Source organism: Nocardioides sp., assembly GCF_029937575.1.
In the GTDB taxonomy this organism is placed as follows: domain Bacteria; phylum Actinomycetota; class Actinomycetes; order Propionibacteriales; family Nocardioidaceae; genus Nocardioides.
The window spans coordinates 1-22,690 of the sequence record NZ_JAPYPS010000040.1; the positions used below are offsets into that span (position 1 = coordinate 1).

Consider the following 22,690-nt stretch of genomic DNA (forward strand, 5'->3'; position numbering starts at 1 on the left):
GGTCGAGCCGGTCCGCTCGGCGTCGGCGGCGAGGCCCTCGAGGACCGCCGCGGAGAAGCCCGCCCTGCGCGGCGCCTGGCGCCGCCAGGCGAAGGACCCGGCACCGTCGTCCGGTGCGGTGGTGCCGGCAGTCGTCGGCCCGGACGGCTCGGGACGCGGCACCTCGCTGCCCCCCTCGTCCCCGCCACCCGACGAGCAGGCCCCGGTGAGCAGCACGGCGGCCAGCAGGGCAACTGCCACGCGGCGAGGGGAGGACACGCGACGAGCCTACGGTCGACGGTGAGGGGTCAGGCGCCGTAGACCGGCTCGGGCGTCGGGGCCTCGGCCAGCATCTCGCGCAGGCCGGCGCCGACGTCGGCGGCCTTCCAGCGAGCTCCGGCATCGCGCGAGGGACCGTGCGCCCAGCCGTTCTCGACCGTCATGGTCGAGCCGTCGATCTCGATGACCCGGCCGGTCACGTCGGCCGCGTCCTCGGAGGCCAGCCACGCCACGATCGGGGAGTTGTCCTCGGGCACCGCCATCGCGGAGGTGTCGAAGGCACCTTCGGTCATCCGGGTGCGGGCCACCGGCGCGATCGCGTTGACGGTCACGCCGTACCGACCCATCTCCTGTGCGGCGACGAGCGTGAGGCCGGCGATGCCCGCCTTCGCCGCCGAGTACGTCGCCTGACCGACCGAGCCCTGCATCCCCGCACCGGAGGAGGTGTTGACGACCCGGGCGGCGCGTTGGCGACCCGCCTTCGACTCCGCCCGCCAGTAGGCGCCCGCGTGGCGCAGCGGAGCGAAGTGCCCCTTGAGGTGGACCCGGATGACGGCGTCCCACTCCTCCTCGGCGGTGTTGACCAGCATCCGGTCCCGCACGAACCCGGCGTTGTTGACCAGGATGTCGAGCCCGCCGAAGGTGTCGATCGCCTGACGCACCATCGCCTCGGCCTGGGCGAAGTCAGCGACGTCGGCGCCGTTGGCGACCGCCTCTCCCCCGGCCTCGCGGATCAGCGCGACGACCTCGTCTGCGGGCGACTCACCAGTGCCCTCGCCGGCCAGCGAGACGCCGAAGTCGTTGACCACGACCTTGGCGCCGTGCGAGGCGAGCTCGAGGGCGTGCGCGCGGCCGATGCCGCGTCCGGCGCCGGTGACGATGGCGACGCGGCCTGCCAGGAGATCAGACATGGGGTGCTCCTTCGGTGGGGTGCTCAGACGTGCAGGAAGACAGGTGGCTCACCGCCGCCGTCGCAGCCGAGGCACGCCCCGGAGACGTACGACGCCAGATCACTGGCCAGGAAGACAGCGACGTTGCCCACCTCGTCCGGCCGGGCCATCCGGCCGAGCGGGATGGTGCGCTCGATCGCCGCCACCCGGTCGTCGCCGCCGTAGTGGTCGTCGGTGTTCTCGGTGCGGCACAGGCCGACGTCGACGGCGTTGACCCGCACTCGCGGCGCCCACTCCATCGCCAGGGAACGCGTCAGGGAGTCGAGGCCGGCCTTGGCGGCGCCGTACGCGGCGATCGTGGGGGCGGCGCGGTGGGCCGAGATCGAGGAGATGTTGACGATCGAGCCGCCGGACTCCTGCGCCTGCATGACGGCGTTGGCGGCCTGCGAGACGACCAGGGGGCTGAGCAGGTTGAGTCCGACGATCTTCTCGTGGAACCGAGGCGACGCGGTCGCCGCGTCGCTCGCGGGGGCTCCCCCGGCGTTGTTGACCAGGACGTCGAGGCGGCCGTGGGTCTCGACGACGCCGGAGACCAGTGCGGCCACCGCGTCGGGATCCCGGACGTCGCAGACGCGGTGCTCGGCACCCGGCGCGGTCGGGGACCCCGACCGGGCGCAGGTCACAACGGTGGCGCCGGCAGCGAGGAACGTGCGGGTGATGCCCAGCCCGACCCCCTTCGTACCGCCTGTGACGAGGACGACGCGTCCGGACAGGTCGAGGGCGAGGGACATGGCTGGTACCCTACCAAGCAAGTGCTTGGTTGGGTCCATCCCGACCCGTCCGCGACTCGTAGGAGCCCCATGCCGATCACCTCAGAACTGCGCGACGACGGGATCCGCGTCGTCACGATGGAGCATCCGCCGGTCAACGCCCTCACCGTCCAGGGCTGGTACGACGTCGCCGGGGCGCTCGACGAGGCCGGCGCCGACCTCGACACCCACGTGGTGATCCTGCGGGCCGAGGGTCGAGGCTTCAACGCGGGCGTCGACATCAAGGAGATGCAGCACACCACGGGGTTCGACGCGCTGATCGGCGCCAACAAGGGCTGCTTCGCGGCCTTCCGGGCCGTCTACGAGTGCGCGGTGCCGGTGATCGCCGCGGTCAACGGGTTCTGCGTGGGCGGCGGGGTCGGACTGGTCGGCAACGCCGACTGCGTGGTGGCCAGCGACGACGCGTTCTTCGGTGTCCCGGAGGTCAAGCAGGGCGCCCTGGGCGCCGCGACCCACATGGCCCGACTGGTGCCACAGCACATGATGCGCACGCTGTACTTCACCTCCCGCACGATCAAGGCCCAGGACCTGGTGCAGTTCGGCTCGGTCCTGGAGGTGGTGCCGCGCTCCGAGCTGGACGACGCCGCGATGCGGGTCGCCATCGACATCGCGGCCCAGGACACCCGGGTGATCCGGGCCGCCAAGGAGTGCCTCAACGGCATCGACCCGATCGACGTCAACAAGAGCTACCGGTTCGAGCAGGGCTTCACGATGGAGCTCAACCTGATGGGCGTGGCCGACGAGCTGCGCGATGGGTTCGCCGGCACGGACAAGTCGGGCACCAAGAACTCAGGGACCACGAACTCAGGCACCAAGGACTCAGGGAAGGGCTCAGCATGAGCAGGGGACCCCGCGACAAGCGGATGAGCATCGACGAGGTCGTCGCCGAGCTGCGTGACGGGATGACGATCGGGATCGGCGGGTGGGGCCCGCGGCGCAAGCCGATGGCGCTGGTGCGGGCCATCCTGCGCAGCGACCTCACGGACCTGACCATCGTCAGCTGGGGGGGCGCCGACGTCGGGCTCCTCGTGCGCGCCGGCAAGGTGCGCAAGCTGGTCTACGCCTTCGTCTCCCTCGACTCCATCCCGCTCGAGCCCAACTTCCAGCGAGCCCGGCAGGCCGGCACCATCCCCGAGGTCGTCGAGCTCGACGAGGGGATGTTCCAGACCGGGCTGCGGGCCGCGGCCCAGCGGTTGCCGTTCCTGCCGATGCGCGCCGGCCTCGGCTCCGACGTGCTGGTCAACAACCCGTGGATCAAGACCGTCACCAGCCCGTACGACGACGGGGTCGGGCATGAAGAGCTGGTCGCGGTCCCCGCGCTCAGGCTCGATGTGGCCCTGGTGCACCTCAACCGGGCCGACTGCCACGGCAACGCGACGTACCTCGGCCCGGACCCCTACTTCGACGACCTGTTCGCGATGGCCGCCGAACGCACCTTCGTGTCGGTCGAGGAGATCGTGGACACCGCCGGCCTCACGGTCGACACCCCCGTCCAACAGGTCCTGGTCGACCGGATGATGGTCAGCGGCGTCGTCGAGACCCCTCACGGCGCCCACTTCACCACCTGCGTCCCCGACTACGAGCGCGACGAGAAGTTCCAGAAGGCCTACGCCGCGGCAGCCTCCGGCTCCGACCAGGACTGGGCGGCGTTCGAGGAGCGCTTCCTGTCCGGCGACGAGACCGCGTACCAGGCCGCGGTCGCGGCGTTCACCGCCGAGCAGCAGGAGGCCGACCAGTGAGCGACTCCCCGACCCACGACTACACGCGCGCCGACGTCTGCGCGTCCGCGATCGCGGACGCGTTCAAGGACGACGGCGAGATCTTCGCCAGCCCGATGGGGATGCTGCCGATGCTGGGCGTGCGCCTGGCCAAGCTCACGTCCAACCCCGACCTGGCGATCTCCGACGGGGAGTCGCTCTTCCTCGCCGGGGTGCCGCCGCTGTTCGCCAAGGCCGGCCCCCACGAGGTCGTTGAGGGGTGGATCCCCTTCCGCAAGGTCTTCGACGTGATCGCCTACGGCAAGCGTCACGTGATGATGGGTGCCACCCAGGTCGACCGGGACGGCAACCAGAACATCTCGGCCATCGGCGACTTCGCACAGCCCACGCGTCAGCTGCTGGGCTCGCGCGGCGCTCCCGGCAACACCGCCAACAACCGCACGTCCTACTGGGTGCCCAAGCACTCCGCGCGGGTCTTCGTCGACCAGGTCGACGTCGTCACCGGCGTCGGACCCAAGCGTGCCGCCGCTGCCGGCCCCGGTGCGAGTCGCTTCAACGACATCCACCGGGTGGTCAGCAACCTCGGCGTCTTCGACGTCAACGGTCCCGACCACACGCTGCGGCTGCTCTCGGTCCACCCCGGCGTCACGACCGACGAGGTGCAGGCCGCGACCGGCTTCGACCTCGGTGACCTGACCGACGTACCGGTCACGCGCGAGCCCACAGCCGAGGAGCTCGTCATCATCCGCGAGGTGCTGGACCCCAGGAGCCTGCGCCACCGCGAGGTGCCCGAGCCGGCCGAGGAGAGCACCAGATGATCGAACAACAGCTCAAGACCCCGTTCACCGAGCTCGTCGGGGTCAGGCACCCGATCGTGCAGACGGGCATGGGCTGGGTCTCCGGACCTCGTCTCGTCAGCGGTACGGCGAACGCCGGCGGGCTGGGCATCCTGGCCAGCGCGACGATGACGTTCGCGGAGCTCGAGAAGGCGATCGTCGAGACCAAGAGCCGCACGAACAACCCCTTCGGCGTCAACATGCGGGCCGACGCCGGGGACGCCGGCGACCGGTGCGACCTGCTCATCAAGCACGGGGTCAAGGTCGCGTCCTTCGCGCTCGCACCCAAGCCGGACCTGATCAGCAGGCTCAAGGAGCACGGCATCGTCGTGATGCCCTCGATCGGTGCCGCCAAGCACGCCGTCAAGGTCGCCTCGTGGGGGGCCGACGCGGTGATGGTGCAGGGCGGCGAGGGCGGCGGTCACACGGGTCCGGTCCCGACCACGCTCCTGCTGCCGACGGTGCTGGACGCCGTCGACCTTCCGGTGATCGCGGCCGGAGGCTTCTTCGACGGCCGCGGCCTCGCAGCAGCGCTGTCGTACGGCGCCGCCGGCGTCGGCATGGGCACCCGCTTCCTGCTCACCCAGGACTCAGCCGTGCCGCAGGCGGTCAAGGAGCTGTACCTCACCCATGGCCTGACCGACACCGTGGTGACGGCGAAGGTCGACGGCATGCCGCACCGGATGCTGCGCACCGACCTGGTCGAGTCTCTCGAGGGCACCAGCGCGGTCAAGCGGCTCGGACCCACGCTGCGGCGCACGCTGGAGTTCAAGAGGGACTCCGGCATGAGCTGGCTCGCCCTGGCCAAGGACGGCCGCGCGATGAAGAAGACCCAAGATCGCTCGCTCGGTCAGATGGCGCTGGCCGCCAACACCCCGGTCATGCTCAAGGCCGGACTGGTCGAGGGCGACACCTCGGCCGGCGTGCTCGCCTCCGGCCAGGTCGTCGGCGTCATCGACGACCTGCCGACGTGCGAGGAGCTGATCGACCGGATGGTGCTGCGCGCCGTCGAGGAGCTGAGGCGGGGCTCGGCCTACGTCGTGTGACGCAGGGTCACCTAGGCTGGCGCTGTGACCCAGGAGCCCACACCCCGCCGCGCCAGGCACCTGATGGACCCCGACGCGCCCCGCAAGCGGGCCACCGCCGCAGACGTCGCTCGGCTCGAGCACGTGCAGCGCACCGTGATGTCGGTGCTGGTCGGCACCACGATCTTCCACCTGTCCGTCGGCCTGGTGATCGGGGCGTTCTTCATCGACGACAGCGAGCGTGTCGCTCAGGTGGGCCTGTGCCTGCTGGGCGGCGCCTTCGGCGTCCTGGCCGTGGCGGCGGCGTACGCCATCCATCGCAAGTCGCTGACCCCCACCCGGGCCGCCACCGCCCTTGCGGTCGGGGCCGTCCCCGCTGTCATCGGCTTGTACGTCGTCTACCGCTGAACCCCCGCCGTTCACCCGCCGGACGTTCGTGTGGTGTCGACTTCGTGCGTGTGCGATGACTCCCCCGGCTCCCGCCCCCATACCCACCCCGAGCCGCCGCCCGGCCTCAGTCGGCGCGCCGTGGCCGCCGCGGGCCCCGGTCTGCTGATCGCCAGTGCACTCGGCGGCAGCACGGGGGCGATCGCGCCCGGCGCTGCCTGGGGTAGCACCGGCAAGCCCAGGATCGGCGCCGCCCGGAGGTCGCGCATCACCAAGGGCACCGTGCTGATGCATGCCGACATGCACAACCACACGCTGCTCTCCGACGGGGACGGGAAGCCGGCTCGGGCGTTCGCGTCGATGCGCAGCGCCGGACTCGACGTCGCGGCCCTGACCGACCACGCCACGCTGTCCGACAACCTGCTGGGCGACGTCTTGGCCGGGATCCTGCCCGCGGAGTACAAGGGACTGGCGGGCATCACGCAGGGCGACTGGGCTCGCACGGGGCGATTGGCGGACGCCGCCAACAAGGACGGCCGGTTCACCGCCATCCGCGGCTTCGAGTGGTCCGAGCCGCTGATCGGGCACGTGAACGTATGGTTCACCGAGCACTACATCGACGTCCTGCAGGCCGGGCTCATGGAGCCGCTCCTGACGTGGCTGCGCCGCGAGCCGGGACTGGTGCTCGACGGTGGCCGTGGCGGACTCGCCGGCTTCAACCACCCGGGGCGTGAGCCGGGACGCTTCCAGGAGTTCACCTTCGACCCACGGGCACGCAAGCACGTCGTGTCGCTGGAGCTGTTCAACCGCGGTGACGACTACCTCTTCGAGGGCTACGCCGACGGCCTCAGCTCACCCTTGGTCGCCTGCCTTGCCGCCGGCTGGACCCCCGGCATCCTGGGGGTGACCGACGAGCACGGCAGCGACTGGGGCTTCCCCGAGGGCAAGGGCCGCACCGGCATGTGGGTCAAGGAGCACAGCCGTGCCGGCGTCAAGGAGGCGATGCGCAAGCGTCGCTTCTTCGCCACCCGCACCTCCGGCCTGCGCGTCGATGCCACCGCCACGTCGCTGCGCTCCCACGGTCGTACGGCGCGGATGGGCCGCCCCCTGCGGCACCGTCGGGGCCCGGTGCGCTTCCGCCTCGACCTCGCGCGTGACCGGTCGTGGATCGGTCGCGACCTCGAGGTGCAGGTGCTGCGCCCCGGCAACGACGTGCCCGAGGTCGCCGACGTGATCCCCTTCAAGGTCGGTCCGGTCGTCGACTTCACGGTGCCGATCCGCTACGGCCAGGGCGAGTGGATCTGCCTGCGCATCGCCGACCCCGCCGAGCCGAACGCCTCGCCGGGCCCCGACGGTCACCCCTGCAACAACCTGGGGATCGCGTACACGAGCCCGTGGTACCTCAACCCTGAGGTGTGACCTCGCCCTGGGCATCGCGGGGTTGGCCCTGGTGGTCACCGTGGGTGGGGCCGCGCGCGTAGCCGACCTGCTCCCGCCGTCACACGGGTCACATTCGCTCGCCGGTTGGGCAGAGACGACACGAAATCCACCCGCAACCCTGCCGTTCGTGCCCACTCGACGAGGCGATGTGGCTGAAGGGACGGGTGTGGCGCCCGCGCATGCGGCGGCGCGAGCTTGCTCGTGCCGTCAGCGCGCAGTTCAGTCGACCGGGAGAGGCTCGCAGTCAACGGATGCCGAAGGCACCCCGAACAACGCCGTCAGAGACGCTCGATGATCGTCACGTTCGCCTGTCCGCCGCCCTCGCACATCGTCTGCAGGCCATAACGCCCACCGGTCCGCTCGAGCTCGTTCAGCATCGTGGTCATGAGGCGGGTGCCGGTGGCGCCGATCGGGTGACCGAGGGCGATGCCACCGCCGTTCACGTTGACCTTCTCGTGCGGAGCCCCGGTCTCCTTCATCCACGCCAGCACCACCGAGGCAAACGCCTCGTTGCACTCGAAGAGATCGATGTCGTCGATGCCGAGGCCCGTCTTGTCCAGGGCGTGGGCGGTCGCGCGGATCGGACCGGTGAGCATCCAGACCGGGTCGTCGCCCCGCACCGACAGGTGGTGGATGCGGGCCCGCGGGGTGAGCGAGTGGTCGGCGACGGCCTGCTCGGAGGCGAGGAGCATCGCCGTGGAGGCGTCGCAGATCTGGGAGGCGACCGCGGCGGTGATCCTGCCCCCGGGGGCCAGCGGCTGCAGCCCCGCCATCTTCTCCAGCGACGTCTCGCGGGGGCACTGGTCGGTGTCGAAGACGGTCCCGTCGGGCAGGGTGACCGGCTCGATCTCGCCGACGAAGCGGCCCTCGGCGATCGCCGCACGAGCCCGGTCGTGCGAGGCGAGGGCGAAGGCCTCCATGTCCTCGCGGGAGATGTCCCACTTCTCGGCGATCATCTCGGCGGAGCTGAACTGCGAGACCTCGACGTCCCCGTAGCGCTGCTGCCAGCCCGGCGACTCCGCGAAGGGCGTGGTGAAGCCGTACTGCTGCCCGGCCAGCATGGCCGAGGAGATCGGCAGCGCGGACATGTTCTGCAGTCCGCCTGCGACCACGAGGTCCTGGGTGCCGGACATGACGCCCTGGGCGGCGAAGTGCACCGCCTGCTGGGAGGACCCGCACTGGCGGTCGATCGTCACCCCCGGGACATGGTCGGGCAGCCCTGCGACCAGCCACGCCGAGCGCGCGACGTCGCCGGCCTGCGAGCCGATCGTGTCGCAGCACCCCATGATGACGTCGTCGACGGCGCCCGGGTCGACGCCCGTACGACGCATCAGCGCCGACAGCGCGTGACCGCCGAGGTCGGCGGAGTGGATCTCGGCGAGCGCGCCGCCGCGCTTGCCGACCGGCGTCCGGACGGCGTCGATGATGTAGGCCTCGGTCACGACTTGTCTCCCTGGGTGGTGTGGCGGGGTTGGGCTATGCCGTCGAGCAGGATGGTCAGGTACTGGCGGGCGACGTCGGTGTGGGCGAGCTTGCCGCCGGGGCGGTACCACGCGACGGCCACCCACACGGTGTCGCGCAGGAAGCGGTAGGTGAGCTCGATGTCGAGGTCGGCGCGCAGGGCACCGGTCCGCACCCCGTCGTCGAGCAGGGTGATCCAGACCTCGCGGGACTGGGCATTGCGTTCGGCGAGGTAGGCGAAGCGCTCGAAGCCGCCCAGGTAGGCCGCCTCGTTCTGGAAGATCGCCACCTCGTCACGGTGCTGGTCGATCGCCTCGAAGGAGACCTCGACGGCCCGCTCGAGCTTGGTGCGGGCGTCGTCGTCGCTGACCAGGATCGCGTCGTAGCGACCGAAGAGCTCGTGCTGGAAGGTCGAGAGGATCTCGTCGACCATCGACTCCTTCGAGTCGAAGTGGTGGTAGAGACTGCCTGACAGGATCCCGGCGGCATCGGCGATGTCGCGCACCGTCGTGTTCTTGAAGCCCTTGGACGCGAAGAGACCTGCCGCGATCGCGAGCAGCTCGCTGCGGCGGTTGGGGGTGGTCGTCGGCTGGACGGGCTCGGCACTCATGAGGTCATGCTTGCTGACTGCTCACGGCCACGACCTCGCCGGTCATGTACGACGCGTAGTCGCTGGCGAGCATCACCATCACGTTGGCGACCTCCCAGGGCTCGGCCGCCCGGCCGAACGCCTCCCGCTGCTTGAGCTCGGCGAGGAGGTCGTCGGAGGTGACCTTGGCCAGGAACGGGTGCATCGCCAGGCTGGGACTCACTGCGTTCACCCGGATGCCGTGCGGAGCCAGGTCGATGGCGCTGCACCGGGTCAAGGCCATCACGCCGGCCTTGGCCGCGGCGTAGTGCGCCTGGCCCTCCTGGGCACGCCAGCCGATGACGGAGGCGTTGTTGACGATGACGCCCTTCCTTCCGCCCGCCACGAAGCGCTGACCCGCCGCCCGGACGCACCGGAACGTGCCGGTCAACGTGATGTCGAGGACCGTGAGCCACTGCTCGTCGGTCATCTCCAGGACGCTCGCGGTGCCCCCGAGACCCGCGTTGTTGATCATGATGTCGACGCCGCCGAGCTCGTCGGCCAGGTCGAGCAGCGCGCCCACCTGGGCCTCGTCGGTGACGTCGCAGACGGTCTGGCGCACCCGCTCGGCACCGAACTCGGCGGCGAGCGTCTCCTCGGCCTCGGCCAGGCGACGGGCGTGGGTGTCGGAGAAGACCACCGCCTTGGCCCCCTCCTCGAGGGCACGTCGTACGACGGCAGCGCCGATGCCGGCTCCGGCCGCAGCGGTGACGACGACGACCTTGCCCACCAGGAGGTCGTGACCCGCGACGTAGTCGGGGGTGGGCTGTTCGGGTCGGTGCGTGGTCATCAGGCGCCCTTCGGTTCGCGCGGAAGGCCGAGCACACGCTCGGCCAGGATGTTCTTCTGGACCTCGTCGCTGCCGCCGTAGATGGTGTCGGCTCGAGAGAAGAGGAACAGTCGTTGGAACTCGTCGAGGTCGTAGTCGTCCCCCCGCGTCAGCAGACCGGACTGGCCCATGACCTGCATGGCGACCTCACCGAGACGCTGGTGCCAGTTGGCCCAGACGAGCTTGAAGATCGACCCGGCACCACCGCCGGCTGACGAGTCGTCACCCCCCGCGACGGTCGAGAGACCGCGCAGGCCCTGGGCCCGGATCACCTCGAGCTCCACCTTGAGCTCGGCGAGGCGGTCGCGCAGCACCGGCTGCTCGTCGAGAGCGTGGTGCTCGCGGGCGAGGGCGATCACGGCGTCCAGCTCGCGGGCGTAGTCGACGGTCTGCGCCAACGTGGAGACGCCACGCTCGAAACCGAGCAGCCCCATCGCTACGCCCCAGCCCTGGCCGGGCTCCCCGACGACGAGGTCGGCGTCGGTGGTGGCCCCGGTGAAGAACACTTCGTTGAACTCCGAGCCACCGGTGAGCTGCTCGATCGGTCGCACCTCGACGCCGTCCTGGTCGAGGGGGACGAGCAGGAACGACAGCCCCCGGTGGCGCTGCGAGCCCGGCTCGGTGCGAGCGATGACGAAGACCCACTGCGAGAAGTGGGCGTTGGAGGTCCAGACCTTCTGACCGTCGACGACCCACTGCGACCCGTCGTCGGTGAGCCGCGCGCGAGTCTGCACGTTGGCGAGATCGCTGCCGGCGGCGGGCTCGGAGTACCCCTGCGCCCACAGCTCCTCGACGGCGAGGATCCTCGGCAGGAAGCGCGCCTGCTGCTCGGGGGTGCCGAAGGCGATCAGCGTGGGACCCAGGAGCGTCTCGCCCAGGTGGTTGACCCCGTGCGGCGCGTTGGCCCGGGCGTACTCCTCGCGAAAGATCACCTGCTGCCACAGACTCAGCCCGCGGCCGCCGTGCTCGGTCGGCCAGCCGACGCACGTCCAGCCGTGCGCGGCGAGGTGTCGGTTCCAGGCGAGCCGCTCGTCGATCGCCTCGTGGTCGCGACCGGGGCCGCCCAGTCCGCGCAGCTCGCCCCACTCGCCGTCGAGCTGCTCGGCGAGCCAGCCACGGATCTCGGCCCGGAAGGCGAGGTCGGCATCGGAGTAGCGAAGGTCCACGGGTGCTACCCTACCAAGCAATTGCTTGGTTGGTTCGAGCCCGAGGCGACGAGCCGTGAGGAGGCACGATGTCGGCGACACCCGTGACGATCCCCCAGCTGCTGCGCTCGGCCGCCGAGGAGTACGGCGACCACACGGCGTACGTCCAGGACGGGCGGAGGATGTCCTTCAGCGAGCTGCACGCCACCGTGCGCGGGGTCGCTCGCGGGCTCGTCGCGCACGGCCTCGCACCCCGGGACCGCGTGGTGGTCTGGGGCCCCAACAGCATCGACTGGGTCGTCGCAGCCCTCGCCGTCACGTACGCCGGCGGCGTGCTCGTGCCGGCGAACTCGCGCTACACCGGGGCCGAGGTGGCTGACCTCGTGCAGCGCACCGGTGCTCCGATCGTGCTGCTCGAGGACGGCTTCCTGGGCCGCAGCCAGATCCGCGAGCTGGAGACGGCCGGCGAGCTGGTGTGCCTGCAGGAGATCATCCAGCTGAGCGACCTCGCCCATGTCACGCGCACCGGGACGCAGGTCCCCGAGGCCGACCTCGACGCCCGAGCCGCGGCCGTCACCGCCGACGACGTGGCCGACATCCTGTTCACGTCGGGCACGACCGGGCGCTCCAAGGGCGCGATGTCCGCGCACCGCCAGAGCATCGGGGTCTCGCGCGCCTGGGCCCAGCTGGGCGGCGTCCGCCAGGACGACCGCTACCTGGTGGTCAACCCGTTCTTCCACTCGTTCGGCTACAAGATCGGCATCCTGGTCGGGCTGCTGACCGGGTGCACCCTCTATCCCGTGGCGACCTTCGACCTCGCCGCCACCATGCGGCTGATCCAGGACGAGCAGATCACCGTCCTGCCCGGGGCGCCGACGATCTACCAGTCGATCCTGTCCGCTCCGAGCCGCGGCGAGCACGACCTGTCGTCGCTCCGCCTGGCGGTCACCGGTGCCGCGGTCGTGCCGGTCGTGCTGATCGAGCGGATGCGCGCCGCGGCACCCGAAGGGCTGGGGATCGACCAGGTCGTCACGGCCTTCGGGATGACCGAGGCCGTCGTGGTGACCATGTGTCGCCAGGGCGACTCCGCCGAGACCGTGGCGACGACCTGCGGTCGCGCGATCCCGGGCATGCAGACCCGCATCGACTCCCCCGCCGACGACGGCTCCGGCGAGCTGCTCGTGCGCGGTGACCACGTGATGCTCGGCTACCTCGACGACCCGGACGCCACCGCCGAGGCGATCGACGCCGACGGGTGGCTGCACACCGGCGACGTGGGCATCCTCGACGAGGCGGGCAACCTGCGCATCACCGACCGGCTCAAGGACATGTACATCTCCGGCGGCTTCAACGTCTACCCGGCCGAGGTCGAGCAGGCCCTGCTGCACATGGACGGCATCGCCGACGTCGCCGTGGTCGGGGTGCCGGACGAGCGGATGGGCGAGGTCGGCAAGGCGTACGTCGTCGCGGCGACCGGCCACGCCGTCGAGCCCGAGGCCGTCGCGGCGTTCGCCAGGGAGCGCCTGGCGAACTTCAAGGTGCCGCGCCACGTCGAGCTGACCGACGCACTCCCCCGCAACCTGTCGGGCAAGGTGCTCAAGACCGACCTTCGAAAGGCCACTGACTGATGGGCGTGACCCCATGGAGCTGACCCTGTCCCCGTCCGAAGTGGCCTTCCAGGCCGAGGCACGTGAGTGGCTCGCGGCACACGTGCCGAGCCGGCCGCTCCCCTCGATGGACACCCCCGAGGGGTGGGCGCTCCACCAGGAGTGGGAGGCCACGCTGACCGAGTCCCGCTGGTCGGTCGTCTCCTGGCCCGAGAAGTACCACGGCCGAGAGGCCTCACTCGTCGAGTGGGTCATCTTCGAGGAGGAGTACTACCGCGCCGGCGCGCCGGGTCGGGTCTCGCAGAACGGCATCTTCCTGCTCGCGCCGATCATCTTCGACCACGGCACCCCTGAGCAGCAAGACCGCTTCCTGCCCACGATGGCCAGCGGCGAGCGGATCTGGGCGCAGTGCTGGTCCGAGCCTGAGGCAGGCTCCGACCTCGCCTCGCTGCGCTCGACGGCGCGACGCGACCAGGCGCGTGGCGGCTGGGTGCTCAACGGCCAGAAGACCTGGTCGTCGCGGGCGGCCCTGGCTCACTGGGGCTTCGGTCTCTTCCGCTCCGACCCGCAGGCCCAGCGTCACGCCGGGCTGACCTACTTCCTCTTCCCCCTCGATGCCCAGGGCATCACCGTGCGACCGATCGCCCAGCTCGACGGCGAGGCCGGCTTCGCAGAGATCTTCTTCGACGAGGTCTTCGTGCCGGACGCCGACGTCCTCGGCGCGCCCGGGGACGGCTGGCGCGTCGCGATGAGCACCGCGGGCAACGAGCGCGGCCTGTCGCTGCGCTCCCCGGGGCGTTTCTGTGCGGCCGCGGACCGGCTGGTCGACCTGTGGGGCGAGCGGGGTGAGCACGCGCCGGCTGCCGCCGAGGGCGTCGTCGATGCGTGGCTCAAGGCCCAGGCCTACCGACTCTTCACCTGGGGCACCGTCACCCGGTTGGCCGACGGCGGAGAGATGGGTGCGGCCGGGTCGGTCAACAAGATCTTCTGGTCCGAGCTCGACATCGCGCTGCACGAGACGGCCCTCGACCTGCTGGGTCCTGAGGCCGAGGTCGAGTCGCGGTGGCTGGACGGCTACACCTTCAGTCTCTCCGGACCGATCTACGCCGGCACCAACGAGGTGCAGCGCAACATCGTCGCCGAGCGCATCCTGGGCCTTCCGCGGGAGCCCAAGGCCCATCAGGGGGGTCCCACGTGAGGTTCGAGCTCGACGACGACCAGCGCGACCTGGCCTCGGCTATCGAGAGTCTGCTCGTCGCCTCCGACCCGGTCGCGGTGGCCCGGGCCTGGGCGTCCGGGGACGCCACCACCGGCCTGGCGCTGTGGAAGCGGCTGGCCGAGCTGGGCGTGACGATGCTCGCGACCGAGGCCACGCCCGTCGAGGTCTGCGTCGCGTTCGAGGCCCTCGGGCGGCACGCCGTACCCGGTCCCTGGGTCGAGTCCGCGGCCTACCTGCCTTTGGCGCTGGGGCGCGAGGTCACCGGCGTCGCCACCCTCGCGCTGCCGCCCCACGTGCCGTTCGCCCTGGACGCCGACGTCGCCGACGAGGTGTACGTCGGCACGACGCCCGCCGGTCCCGTGGGCGCGCTGCACGTCTCCGTCGACCGCACCCGCCGCCTCTTCGACGTCGGCGGCACCGGGGAGACCGACCCCGCCGCCTTCGACCTGGCGGTCCTGGCCACGGCTGCGCAGCTCCTCGGCGCCGGTGAACGGGTGCTGGCCGAGAGCGTCACCTACGTCAAGGCGCGCAAGCAGTTCGGCCGCGAGATCGGCAGCTACCAGGCGATCAAGCACGCGCTGGCCGACGTGAGGATCGCCCTCGACTTCGCCCGCCCCCTCGTCTACGGAGCGGCGCTGTCCGAGGTGCCCGCCGGCGCGGCCAAGCTCGCCGCCGGCGACGCGGCGTACCTCGCCTCGCGCACGGGGCTGCAGGTGCACGGCGCCATCGGCTACACCGCCGAGTTCGACCTGAGCCTGTGGATCACCAAGATCCGCGCACTGCTGACGGCCTGGGGCACACCGGCGTACCACCGCTCGCGACTGCTGGCGGAGCTGAGCAGCTGATGGAGTTCGGACTCTCGGAGGAGCAGCAGGAGCTGGCCTCGATCGTGCGCTCGCTGTTGGCCAAGCGCGCCGACAGCGCGGCCGTGCGCGCCGCAGCGCTCTCTCCCACGGGCTACGACCCGGACCTCTGGAGCACCCTTGTCGACCAGGTCGGCGCGGCCGCGCTCAACATCCCGGAGGAGTACGGCGGTGCCGGCTTCAGCCTCTTCGAGTCGCTCGTGGTCCTCGAGGAGGTTGGACGCTCCCTGGCTCCCAGTCCGCTGCTGTCGTCGCTGGTCACCTCCGAGGCGATCCTCGCCGGCGGCGACACCGCGACGATGCAGCGCCTGCTCCCGCGCATCGCAGCCGGTGAGGTGGCCGCGTTCGTCACCGGCACGGCGCCGACGCTCGACGCGGATCGAGCCACGGTGCTGCTCGCCGCGACTCCCGACCGCCTGGTGGAGGTGGAGCCGAGCACCGCCTCCGTCACGCCCGTCGGGGCCCTCGACCAGACGTTGCGCCTCGGCACCATCGACCTCACCGGCGCCACGACGACTCCTGCCGGAGACCCTGGCGACGCGGTACGCCGCGCCAGGCAGGTCCGGTGCGTCGGCGTCGCAGCCCTGCAGGCGGGGCTCGCCGCACGAGCCGTCGAGCTGACGGTGGCCTACACCCGGGAGCGCGTGCAGTTCGGCCGGGCGATCGGCTCGTTCCAGGCGCTCAAGCACCGGATGGCCGACATGCTGGTGCTGCAGGAGATGTCGCGCTCCGCGTCGTGGTCCGCGTCGTACGCCGTGGCCACCGGCGCCGACAACGCCGAGCACCTCGCCCACGTGGCGAAGTCCTACTGCTCAGACGCGCTGGACCGGATCGCCGCGGAGACGGTGCAGCTGCACGGCGGCATCGCCATCACCTGGGAGCACGACGCCCAGCTCGTCTTCAAGCGCGCCCACGCGCTGAGTCAGCTGTTCGGGCAGGCCCACGAGCACCGGGCCCTGATCACGCTCTGACGCGGCAGGTCGCGGTGGTGGTCACCGTCTCAGGTTACCGACCTGCTGATCGCGACACCGGTCTGTGACGAACGTGACAGGGGTTGTTGATGTGTTGTTGACGAAAGGAAACCCCACCGACCACTCGCGGTGCCTAGTGTTGGCCCATGAACTCCACCACGGTGAACCAGCACGACGAGCAGATCGACGACACCGAGGTCGCACGTCGGGAGCAGGACGACTTCCCGCAGGGCATGCTCGCCAGTCCGACCCGTACCCGCCTCTGATCTGACCGGGCCCACGTCCCCGGCTACCTCTTGATCTTGATCTTCTTCCTGGCCGGGGTCGCGTCCCAGTTGCCCGCGGGGTAGCCCGCCCGCACGAAGAGCGTGTGCTTGCCCTTCTTGAGCTTGCCCTTCGCCTTCACGGTGTACGGCGAGGAGCAGCTCTTCCACGAGCCCTTGTCGATCCGGCAGCCGAAGACGGAGCCGTCGATCGACGAGCCGAAGGTGTAGCTCGCGCTCGAGCCCTTCTTGATCTTCTTGGGCCCGTTGATCCTCGAGGTGGCTGGAACCGGATAGTCGACCGTCTCGCAGTTGGTGACGACGTCCACGGCATCGACCACCGCCGTGTCGTCGCCCTCACCGCAGTTGACCAGGTCGAGCACCCCGTCGCGCATGAAGAGACTGTCGTCGCCCTTGCCGGTCGCCACGACGTCCTGCTGGTCACTCCCGGTGAAGGTCTCGCTGCCGCGGCTGCCCCGGTAGTAGACCTTCCCGGGGAACTCCGCGGCGTCGAACGTCTGGCCGTCGCCGCGGACCATCGTGAAGCGGAACTCCTCGAAGTTCACGACGAAGGTGTCCTGCGCGTCGCCCGGGATCGCCAGCGCCAGCTGCGCCGCGGTGAGCGTGAAGGAGACGTCGTCGAGCTTGGTCCCGAGGCGGTCGTAGTCGACCTCCATCACGTCGTACCCCGGTCCACCGTCGTTGCCGCCGATCGCCAGCGTCTGCACGAACCGGTCGTCGCCGGGTCCGCCGTCAGCGCCGCCCTCGCCCGAGACCTCGATCAGCACGTCGTCGCCGGGTCCGCCGTCGACGACGTTGCCGCCTTCGATGATGTCGTCGCCGCCCCCAGCGGCGACGTCGTCCTCGTACTCCACGGTGAAGACCTCGTCGAGGTCGGAGCCGAAGAAGTCATCGGCGACGAAGTCGTCCTCGTCGTCGACCGTGATGGAGGCCAGCGCCGGGAAGTCCGCGGCGGTGAGGCCTCTCAGGTCGACGTCGTCGCTGCCGGCGCCGGGTCGCACCCGCAGGCTCTCCAGGGTCTCGCACGGTGCCGCCGGAGAGCTGGCGGGCGAGACCTCGCCCGCGACGCAGGTCAGGGTGATGTCGTCGTTGGCGGCGTCGCCGGTGACGCTCAGGCTGAGCCCCGCGGTGTTGTAGCTGTAGCTGACCGCGGCGTAGGCGGGTGCGGCCACGACGAGCGCCAGCAGGGGGAGGCCGAGCGGCAGGAGCCGCCTCTTGTTGTCCATGATGAGTCCCGTTCTCGTCGGTGGATGACTTACTTCTTGATCTTGATCTTCTTCTTGGCCGGGGTCGCGTCCCAGTTGCCCGCGGGGTAGCCCGCCCGCACGAGGAGCGTGTGCTTGCCCTTCTTGAGCTTGCCCTTCGCCTTCACCGTGTACGGCGAGGCGCACGGCGTCCACGAGCCCTTGTCGATCCGGCAGCCGAAGACGGAGCCGTCGATCGACGAGCCGAAGGTGTAGCTCGCGCTCGAGCCCTTCGTGATCTTCTTCGGGCCGCTGATCCTCGAGGTCGCCGGCCGCGGGTAGCTGACGTCCTCGCAGTTGACCACCCGGTCGGTCGCGTCCACGACGGCGGTGTCGTCGCCGGCCCCGCAGTCGACGAGGTCGAAGGCACCGTCGCGAGCCATCACCGTGTCGTCACCTGCGCCGGTGCTGATCACGTCCTCGAAGTCGCTGCCGACGAACGTGTCGGCGCTGCGGGCCCCGTAGTAGACGACCCGTCCGGGGAAGGCGACGGCGTCGAAGCTCTGGTCCTCGCCGCGGGCCATCCGGACGTGGAACTCCTCGAACCCGGCGATGAAGACGCTCTGCTCGAGGTCCCCTGCCGCCACCAGCAGCTGTGCGGCGGTCAGCGTGAGGCGCAGCCCGTCGATGATCCCGCTGGCGCGGTCCAGGTCGACCTCCATCACGTCGTAGCCGGAGCCCCCGTCGTTGCCCCCGGAGGAGAGGGTCTGGACGAACCGGTCGTCACCGGGTCCGCCGAACGCGCCCTCCGACGACCCCGCCTGGAAGAGCACGTCGTGTCCGGGACCTCCGTCGACACGGGAGCCACCCTCGATGACGTCGTCGCCGGCGCCGGCGTCCACGTCGTCGGCGCCGCCCACCACGAAGGTGTCGCCGAGCTCCGAGCCGGTGAAGTCGTCCGCGTCGAAGTCGTCCTCGTCGATCACCCTGATCTCGGTCAGGTCGGGGAAGTCGGCGGCCGTGATGCCGCTGAGGTCGACGCTGTCGGCCCCGGCTCCGGGCGAGATGAAGAACCGAGTGAGGGTCGAGCACGGTGCGACCGGCACGGTCGCGGGCATCACCGCGTCGCCCGCACAGGTGATCGTGATGTTGTCGGCGGCGCCGTCGCCGTTGGCGGAGTAGCTCAGCCCGGGCTCGAAGTAGCTGTAGCCGACCGCGGCATAGGCCGGGGCCGCGACCACCAGCACGAGCGCCGGCACCGCCACTGGCAACAAGGTGCGCTTCCTCACGGCACCAGACCCTAGAACCGCCTGGTCCGAAATGACCCCGTCGTCTAGACCAGTTGTCCTCTCCGCCAGTGGCGGACTCAGCCGTCGGTGGTGCGGTACTTGCCCTGGAAGAAGAGCAGCGGCTCGTCGGCCGTGCCGACCACCAGCTCCTGGACACGTCCGATCACCACGAAGTGGTCACCGGCCTCGTGCACGGCGTGGATCGTGCAGTCGACGTGGCCGAGCGTGTCGGCGAAGACGGGCGAGCCCGTCACGGCAGACGGGGTCCAGTCGAGGTCGGCGAACTTGTCGGTGCCGCGACTGGCCATCGTGTTGGAGAGGTCGGCCTGGCCGGCTGCCAGGAAGTTGACGCAGAACTTGCCCGCCCGCTGGATGCGGGGCCAGGCCCGCGACGAACGCGCCGGCACGAACAGCACCAGGGGCGGATCGAGCGAGACGCTCGAGAAGGACTGGCAGGTCAGCCCGATCGGCTCGTCGTTGCTCATCGTGGTGACGACCGTGATGCCGGACGCGAAACGGCCGAGCACGTCGCGGAAGCGCCGTGCCTGGGCCACCGCCTCGGGCGAGGCGGAGTCGACCTCGAGATGCTCACCGGGGTGGAGCTGGAAGTCGTAGTCGGAGTCGGTGAGCCACGAGTAGATGAGCTCGCTGCTCGGCCACGTCTCCCGCGCGTCCGCGCTCATCCCGTCGGGGATCTCGGGGCGCTCGGAGCTCTCGTGGCGATGCTGGCCTTCCATGTCGTCCAGGCTAGTCACTGCTGGACGCCCCCTACTGCCCGCCACCGAAGTCGTGACCCCAGTAGGAGACAGCGGTGGACTCACGCGCCACCCAGCGTTCGTCGGAGACCTGCAGCCCGTCGGTGCCGAACTCGACGTCGAAGCCGCCGGGCGACTTCACGTAGAACGACACCATCTCGTCGTTCATGTGGCGCCCGAGCGTCGCCGACAGCGGCGCCTTGTGCTTGCGCACGCGCTCCAACGCACGACCGACGTGGTCCAGCGTGTCGACCTCGAGCATGATGTGGACGCACTTGCTCGGGTTGGGCATCGGCAGGAACGCCAGCGAGTGGTGTCGGGGGTTGACGCCGAGGAACCGCAACCAGACCTTGGAGCCAGGTTCCTTGCCCACGAACTCCCCCGGCATGCTCATCGAGTCGCGCAGGCGGAACCCGAGGACGTCGGTGTAGAACCGCAGTGCCTCGACGTCGTCGAGCACGGGTACGACGATGTGGCCCATGCCCTGGTCGCCGGTGACGAAGGTGGCCGCGTACGGCGTCACGACGGGTCGCGACTCGTAGGTGATGCCGTGGAAGAGCTCGAAGACGTTGTCCCATGGGTCGCTGAAGCGGATCAGCTCCTGGACGCGGCGGTCGTCCAGCTCCTCGCGGGTGCCCTCCTCGAAGTCGACCCCGGCCTTCTGCAGGTGCTCGCGTGCCTCCTGCAGGGCACGCGGGTCGGCGACCTCCCATCCGACGCAGCTCAGCTGGTCGACGTCGGAGGGGACCACCACGAGTCGGGCAGAGACCTCGTCGATGCGCCAGTACTGGTGATCGGGGTTGGGTCCGCGGCCCTCGGCCAGACCGAGCACCTTGCCGGCGAAAGTCGTCCACTGGGACGGGTCGGTCGAGGAGACCCGCACGTAGCCCATGGACTTGATCTCGATGGTCACGGGTCTCAGCCCTTCGGCTCTCGGGATGGGCGTTCGACGTGGCGCGACAGGAAGGCGGTGGTGATCTCGGCGAACTCGGCGGCGGCCTCGATCTGGGCCCAGTGGCCGCAGTTGGGGAAGACGTGGAGCTGGGCCTTCGGGATCAGCTTGAGGGCGACCATGGCGCCGTCGAGCGGGTTGACCCGGTCCTCACGACCCCAGGTGAGCAGGGTGTGCTTGCGCAGCCGGTGGGCCTCTCTCCAGAGCATGCCGTCCTCGGCGGTCTCGGGGTTCCAGAACGACATGCCCATCGACCGCATCGCCTCCTGCGCCCCCGGCGCGGTCGCGTCGGCGAAGCGCTCCTCGACCAGCTCGTCGGTGACCAGGGACTGGTTGACGACCATGGTGGAGATGAAGGCCCGCAGCGACTCGCGCGACGGGTCCGCGCCGAAGTCCATCAGGCGCTGGACGCCCTCGGTCGGGTCGGCGTGGAAGAGGTTGAGGCTCAGCCCCCCGGGACCCATCAGCACCAGGCGCCCGACCCGCTCGGGGTAGGTGAGCGCGAGCCGCATCGCCGTACCGCCGCCGAGGCTGTTGCCGAGCAGGTGCACCTTGTCGATCCCGAGCTCGTCCAGCAAGGCCACGACGTGGTCGGCCGCGTGCCGGTAGTAGTTGCCGACGACCTCCGGCTTGTCGGAGCCGCCGAAGCCCGGCTGGTCGACCAGCAAGGTGCGGAAGTGCGCCGCGAAGTGCGGCAGGGCGGGCCCGAAGTTGGACCACGCGCTCGCACCGGGTCCGCCGCCGTGCAGCATCACCAGGGGAAGCCCCCCGCCCACCGCAGACGGCTGCACGTCCGGCGCGGCCTCGTAGTAGTTGAGGGTGATCCCGCCGGCCTTGGCCGACCGTCGGGTCGCTTCCTTGGAGAAGTCACTCATCGTCGCTCAGTACATCCCCGGGTCGATCTTGTGTCCGAACTCGTGGGCTCCGAACATCTGCAGAGCCCGCTCCGGGTCGTTCGCGGCGTGCACGCGACCGGCGTGGGCGTCGCGCCAGGCGCGCTGGAGGTAGGTGCCGTTGGCCAGCGCCCGACCACCGGAGGCCTCGAAGAGCGCGTCGATCGCGTCGATCGCGCGCTGGCTGCCGAGCACCTGGTCGCGGCGGACCTTCAGCCGCGAGCGGAGCGGGATCTTCTCGCCCTTGGCCACGTGGACCTGCTCCTCGCGGATGTTGTTGACCAGCAGGGCCCAGGCGGCGTCGATCTCGGAGGACGCCTTGGCGATCCGGACGGCCGCGAACGGATCCAGGGAGGCCTTCTCCCCGAGGTAGGCCGCGCGCGAGCGCTTCTGCTGCATCTCGACGTGCTCGGCGTAGGCGCCCATCGCCAGGCCGATGATCGGCGTGGTGATGGTGCCGGTGAAGATGGAGTGGAACGGCAGCTTGTAGAGGTCCGCGGTGTTCTGCTCCTGGCCCGGACCGCGGCACTGCCCGGTCTCCCCCATGCTCAGGGTGAAGGCCTCGGGGATGAACACGTCGTCCACGACGATGTCGTTGGAGCCGGTGCCGGCGAGGCCGACCATGTGCCACACGTCGACGATCTCGTACTTGTCGCGCGGCACCATGAAGGTCTTGAAGTCGACGACCTGGCCGTCTGCGTTGAAGACGAGCCCGCCGAGCAGCACCCACGAGCAGTGGTCGCAGCCCGAGGAGAAGCTCCACCTGCCGGACAGCTGGTAGCCGCCGTCGGTGACGGTGGCCTTGCCGGTCGGGGCGTACGACGAGCTGAGACGGGTCTTGGTGTCCTCACCCCACACCGCCTGCTGCGCCTCGTCGGCGAAGAGCGCGACCTGCCAGGGGTGCACGCCCACGACGCTGGAGACCCAGCCGGTGGAGCCGCACGCGCCGGCGATGTCGCGCACCGCGGTGTAGAAGTCGACGGGGTCGGCCTCGAGGCCGTCGAAGCGCTTCGGCTGGAGGAGCTTGAAGAAGCCGGTCTCCTCGAGCTCCTTGATCGACGCCTCGGGGACCACGCGCAGGCGCTCGGTCTCGTCCGCCCGCTCACGCAGGGTGGGCAGGACGTCGCGGACGCCGTCGAGGACGGTGGCGGCAGATGACATGGGGAGGGCTCCTGTCTGGATGCTTCTGGGACCAAGACTAGAACACGTTCTCGTTTTGGTCGAGT

23 protein-coding genes are annotated in these 22,690 nt (G+C 70.4%); 10 read left to right on the forward strand and 13 right to left on the reverse strand.

Going from position 1 to position 22,690, the window contains the following annotated elements:
* From Q1K33_RS13645 to Q1K33_RS13655, 3 genes are all read right to left on the reverse strand, one after another.
* A partial coding sequence (locus Q1K33_RS13645) for a hypothetical protein (protein WP_300404846.1) occupies window positions 1-258 on the reverse strand: 258 nt, incomplete at its 3' end.
* 29 nt (window positions 259-287) lie between these two features.
* Window positions 288-1,169: an SDR family oxidoreductase gene (locus tag Q1K33_RS13650; RefSeq protein ID WP_300404848.1), complete on the reverse strand. Its 882-nt coding sequence runs from the start codon at window positions 1,167-1,169 to the stop codon at window positions 288-290.
* A 23-nt stretch (window positions 1,170-1,192) separates the two neighbouring features.
* Complete coding sequence (locus Q1K33_RS13655; protein WP_300404850.1) at window positions 1,193-1,939, reverse strand: SDR family oxidoreductase; 747 nt, start codon at window positions 1,937-1,939, stop codon at window positions 1,193-1,195.
* Window positions 1,940-2,008: 69 nt separating this feature from the next.
* Between Q1K33_RS13655 and Q1K33_RS13660 the strand changes: the two genes are divergently transcribed.
* Genes Q1K33_RS13660 through Q1K33_RS13685 form a run of 6 tightly spaced genes read left to right on the forward strand, consistent with a single transcriptional unit; the run spans window position 2,009 to window position 7,363 of the window.
* Window positions 2,009-2,818 carry an enoyl-CoA hydratase family protein gene (locus Q1K33_RS13660; protein ID WP_300404852.1) on the forward strand — a complete coding sequence of 270 codons (810 nt, stop codon included), beginning with the start codon at window positions 2,009-2,011 and terminating at the stop codon, window positions 2,816-2,818.
* Complete coding sequence (locus Q1K33_RS13665) at window positions 2,815-3,717, forward strand: CoA-transferase (RefSeq protein WP_300404854.1); 903 nt, start codon at window positions 2,815-2,817, stop codon at window positions 3,715-3,717. The genes Q1K33_RS13660 and Q1K33_RS13665 overlap by 4 nt, the downstream gene beginning before the upstream one ends.
* On the forward strand, window positions 3,714-4,514 hold the full coding sequence (locus Q1K33_RS13670; RefSeq protein ID WP_300404856.1) for a CoA-transferase: 801 nt from the start codon (window positions 3,714-3,716) through the stop codon (window positions 4,512-4,514). Before Q1K33_RS13665 ends, Q1K33_RS13670 begins: the two co-directional genes overlap by 4 nt.
* A complete protein-coding gene (locus Q1K33_RS13675; protein ID WP_300404858.1) occupies window positions 4,511-5,578 on the forward strand; it encodes a nitronate monooxygenase in 1,068 nt (355 codons plus the stop codon). The genes Q1K33_RS13670 and Q1K33_RS13675 overlap by 4 nt, the downstream gene beginning before the upstream one ends.
* Window positions 5,579-5,602: 24 nt before the next feature.
* Window positions 5,603-5,965, forward strand: coding sequence for a hypothetical protein (locus tag Q1K33_RS13680; RefSeq protein ID WP_300404860.1), 363 nt, complete (start codon window positions 5,603-5,605; stop codon window positions 5,963-5,965).
* A 48-nt stretch (window positions 5,966-6,013) separates the two neighbouring features.
* Window positions 6,014-7,363, forward strand: a complete 1,350-nt coding sequence (locus Q1K33_RS13685) for a hypothetical protein (RefSeq protein WP_300404862.1) — start codon at window positions 6,014-6,016, stop codon at window positions 7,361-7,363.
* 299 nt (window positions 7,364-7,662) lie between these two features.
* On the opposite strand, the gene Q1K33_RS13690 is transcribed toward Q1K33_RS13685, so the two are convergent.
* The 4 genes from Q1K33_RS13690 to Q1K33_RS13705 are packed head-to-tail and all read right to left on the reverse strand — an operon-like array spanning window position 7,663 to window position 11,468.
* On the reverse strand, window positions 7,663-8,826 hold the full coding sequence (locus tag Q1K33_RS13690; protein ID WP_300404864.1) for an acetyl-CoA C-acetyltransferase: 1,164 nt from the start codon (window positions 8,824-8,826) through the stop codon (window positions 7,663-7,665).
* On the reverse strand, window positions 8,823-9,455 hold the full coding sequence (locus Q1K33_RS13695; RefSeq protein ID WP_300404866.1) for a TetR/AcrR family transcriptional regulator: 633 nt from the start codon (window positions 9,453-9,455) through the stop codon (window positions 8,823-8,825). The genes Q1K33_RS13690 and Q1K33_RS13695 overlap by 4 nt, the downstream gene beginning before the upstream one ends.
* 4 nt (window positions 9,456-9,459) lie before the next feature.
* A complete protein-coding gene (locus tag Q1K33_RS13700) occupies window positions 9,460-10,263 on the reverse strand; it encodes an SDR family oxidoreductase (protein ID WP_300404868.1) in 804 nt (267 codons plus the stop codon).
* On the reverse strand, window positions 10,263-11,468 hold the full coding sequence (locus tag Q1K33_RS13705) for an acyl-CoA dehydrogenase family protein (RefSeq protein ID WP_300404870.1): 1,206 nt from the start codon (window positions 11,466-11,468) through the stop codon (window positions 10,263-10,265). The genes Q1K33_RS13700 and Q1K33_RS13705 overlap by 1 nt, the downstream gene beginning before the upstream one ends.
* Window positions 11,469-11,536: 68 nt before the next feature.
* Here Q1K33_RS13705 and Q1K33_RS13710 point away from each other — a divergent pair, with 68 nt between their 5' ends.
* From Q1K33_RS13710 to Q1K33_RS13725, 4 genes are read left to right on the forward strand one after another with little or no spacing between them, the layout of a single operon-like run.
* Window positions 11,537-13,075 (forward strand): FadD3 family acyl-CoA ligase, encoded by a 1,539-nt coding sequence (locus Q1K33_RS13710; protein WP_300404872.1) that lies wholly within the window; start codon window positions 11,537-11,539, stop codon window positions 13,073-13,075.
* 13 nt (window positions 13,076-13,088) lie between these two features.
* Window positions 13,089-14,252: an acyl-CoA dehydrogenase family protein gene (locus Q1K33_RS13715; RefSeq protein ID WP_300404874.1), complete on the forward strand. Its 1,164-nt coding sequence runs from the start codon at window positions 13,089-13,091 to the stop codon at window positions 14,250-14,252.
* Window positions 14,249-15,118, forward strand: coding sequence for an acyl-CoA dehydrogenase family protein (locus tag Q1K33_RS13720; RefSeq protein ID WP_300404876.1), 870 nt, complete (start codon window positions 14,249-14,251; stop codon window positions 15,116-15,118). Before Q1K33_RS13715 ends, Q1K33_RS13720 begins: the two co-directional genes overlap by 4 nt.
* Window positions 15,118-16,107 (forward strand): acyl-CoA dehydrogenase family protein, encoded by a 990-nt coding sequence (locus Q1K33_RS13725; RefSeq protein WP_300404878.1) that lies wholly within the window; start codon window positions 15,118-15,120, stop codon window positions 16,105-16,107. Before Q1K33_RS13720 ends, Q1K33_RS13725 begins: the two co-directional genes overlap by 1 nt.
* A gap of 289 nt (window positions 16,108-16,396) precedes the next feature.
* On the opposite strand, the gene Q1K33_RS13730 is transcribed toward Q1K33_RS13725, so the two are convergent.
* From Q1K33_RS13730 to hsaA, 6 genes are all read right to left on the reverse strand, one after another.
* A complete protein-coding gene (locus Q1K33_RS13730) occupies window positions 16,397-17,617 on the reverse strand; it encodes a hypothetical protein (RefSeq protein ID WP_300404880.1) in 1,221 nt (406 codons plus the stop codon).
* Window positions 17,618-17,646: 29 nt separating this feature from the next.
* Window positions 17,647-18,864, reverse strand: a complete 1,218-nt coding sequence (locus Q1K33_RS13735) for a hypothetical protein (RefSeq protein ID WP_300404882.1) — start codon at window positions 18,862-18,864, stop codon at window positions 17,647-17,649.
* A gap of 77 nt (window positions 18,865-18,941) precedes the next feature.
* Window positions 18,942-19,601 carry a flavin reductase family protein gene (locus Q1K33_RS13740; protein ID WP_300404884.1) on the reverse strand — a complete coding sequence of 220 codons (660 nt, stop codon included), beginning with the start codon at window positions 19,599-19,601 and terminating at the stop codon, window positions 18,942-18,944.
* A 31-nt stretch (window positions 19,602-19,632) separates the two neighbouring features.
* Window positions 19,633-20,532, reverse strand: a complete 900-nt coding sequence (gene hsaC / locus Q1K33_RS13745; protein ID WP_300404886.1) for an iron-dependent extradiol dioxygenase HsaC — start codon at window positions 20,530-20,532, stop codon at window positions 19,633-19,635.
* A gap of 5 nt (window positions 20,533-20,537) precedes the next feature.
* On the reverse strand, window positions 20,538-21,446 hold the full coding sequence (hsaD, locus tag Q1K33_RS13750) for a 4,5:9,10-diseco-3-hydroxy-5,9,17-trioxoandrosta-1(10),2-diene-4-oate hydrolase (protein WP_300404888.1): 909 nt from the start codon (window positions 21,444-21,446) through the stop codon (window positions 20,538-20,540).
* Between the two features lie 6 nt (window positions 21,447-21,452).
* The gene (gene hsaA / locus Q1K33_RS13755; protein ID WP_300404890.1) at window positions 21,453-22,625 is read right to left on the reverse strand and encodes a 3-hydroxy-9,10-secoandrosta-1,3,5(10)-triene-9,17-dione monooxygenase oxygenase subunit; all 1,173 of its coding nucleotides are present in this window, start codon (window positions 22,623-22,625) and stop codon (window positions 21,453-21,455) included.
* Window positions 22,626-22,690: the final 65 nt, after the last annotated feature.

What these genes read in the sequence shown, in the direction of transcription:
- hsaA (WP_300404890.1), bottom strand. Translation starts at nt 22,625, where the DNA reads ATGTCATCTGCCGCCACCGTCCTCGACGGCGTCCGCGACGTCCTGCCC.
- Q1K33_RS13725 (WP_300404878.1), top strand. Translation starts at nt 15,118, where the DNA reads ATGGAGTTCGGACTCTCGGAGGAGCAGCAGGAGCTGGCCTCGATCGTG.
- Q1K33_RS13695 (WP_300404866.1), bottom strand. Translation starts at nt 9,455, where the DNA reads ATGAGTGCCGAGCCCGTCCAGCCGACGACCACCCCCAACCGCCGCAGC.
- Q1K33_RS13740 (WP_300404884.1), bottom strand. Translation starts at nt 19,601, where the DNA reads ATGGAAGGCCAGCATCGCCACGAGAGCTCCGAGCGCCCCGAGATCCCC.
- Q1K33_RS13655 (WP_300404850.1), bottom strand. Translation starts at nt 1,939, where the DNA reads ATGTCCCTCGCCCTCGACCTGTCCGGACGCGTCGTCCTCGTCACAGGC.
- Q1K33_RS13700 (WP_300404868.1), bottom strand. Translation starts at nt 10,263, where the DNA reads ATGACCACGCACCGACCCGAACAGCCCACCCCCGACTACGTCGCGGGT.
- Q1K33_RS13675 (WP_300404858.1), top strand. Translation starts at nt 4,511, where the DNA reads ATGATCGAACAACAGCTCAAGACCCCGTTCACCGAGCTCGTCGGGGTC.
- Q1K33_RS13650 (WP_300404848.1), bottom strand. Translation starts at nt 1,169, where the DNA reads ATGTCTGATCTCCTGGCAGGCCGCGTCGCCATCGTCACCGGCGCCGGA.
- hsaD (WP_300404888.1), bottom strand. Translation starts at nt 21,446, where the DNA reads ATGAGTGACTTCTCCAAGGAAGCGACCCGACGGTCGGCCAAGGCCGGC.
- Q1K33_RS13715 (WP_300404874.1), top strand. Translation starts at nt 13,089, where the DNA reads ATGGAGCTGACCCTGTCCCCGTCCGAAGTGGCCTTCCAGGCCGAGGCA.
- Q1K33_RS13660 (WP_300404852.1), top strand. Translation starts at nt 2,009, where the DNA reads ATGCCGATCACCTCAGAACTGCGCGACGACGGGATCCGCGTCGTCACG.
- Q1K33_RS13710 (WP_300404872.1), top strand. Translation starts at nt 11,537, where the DNA reads ATGTCGGCGACACCCGTGACGATCCCCCAGCTGCTGCGCTCGGCCGCC.
- Q1K33_RS13665 (WP_300404854.1), top strand. Translation starts at nt 2,815, where the DNA reads ATGAGCAGGGGACCCCGCGACAAGCGGATGAGCATCGACGAGGTCGTC.
- Q1K33_RS13730 (WP_300404880.1), bottom strand. Translation starts at nt 17,617, where the DNA reads ATGGACAACAAGAGGCGGCTCCTGCCGCTCGGCCTCCCCCTGCTGGCG.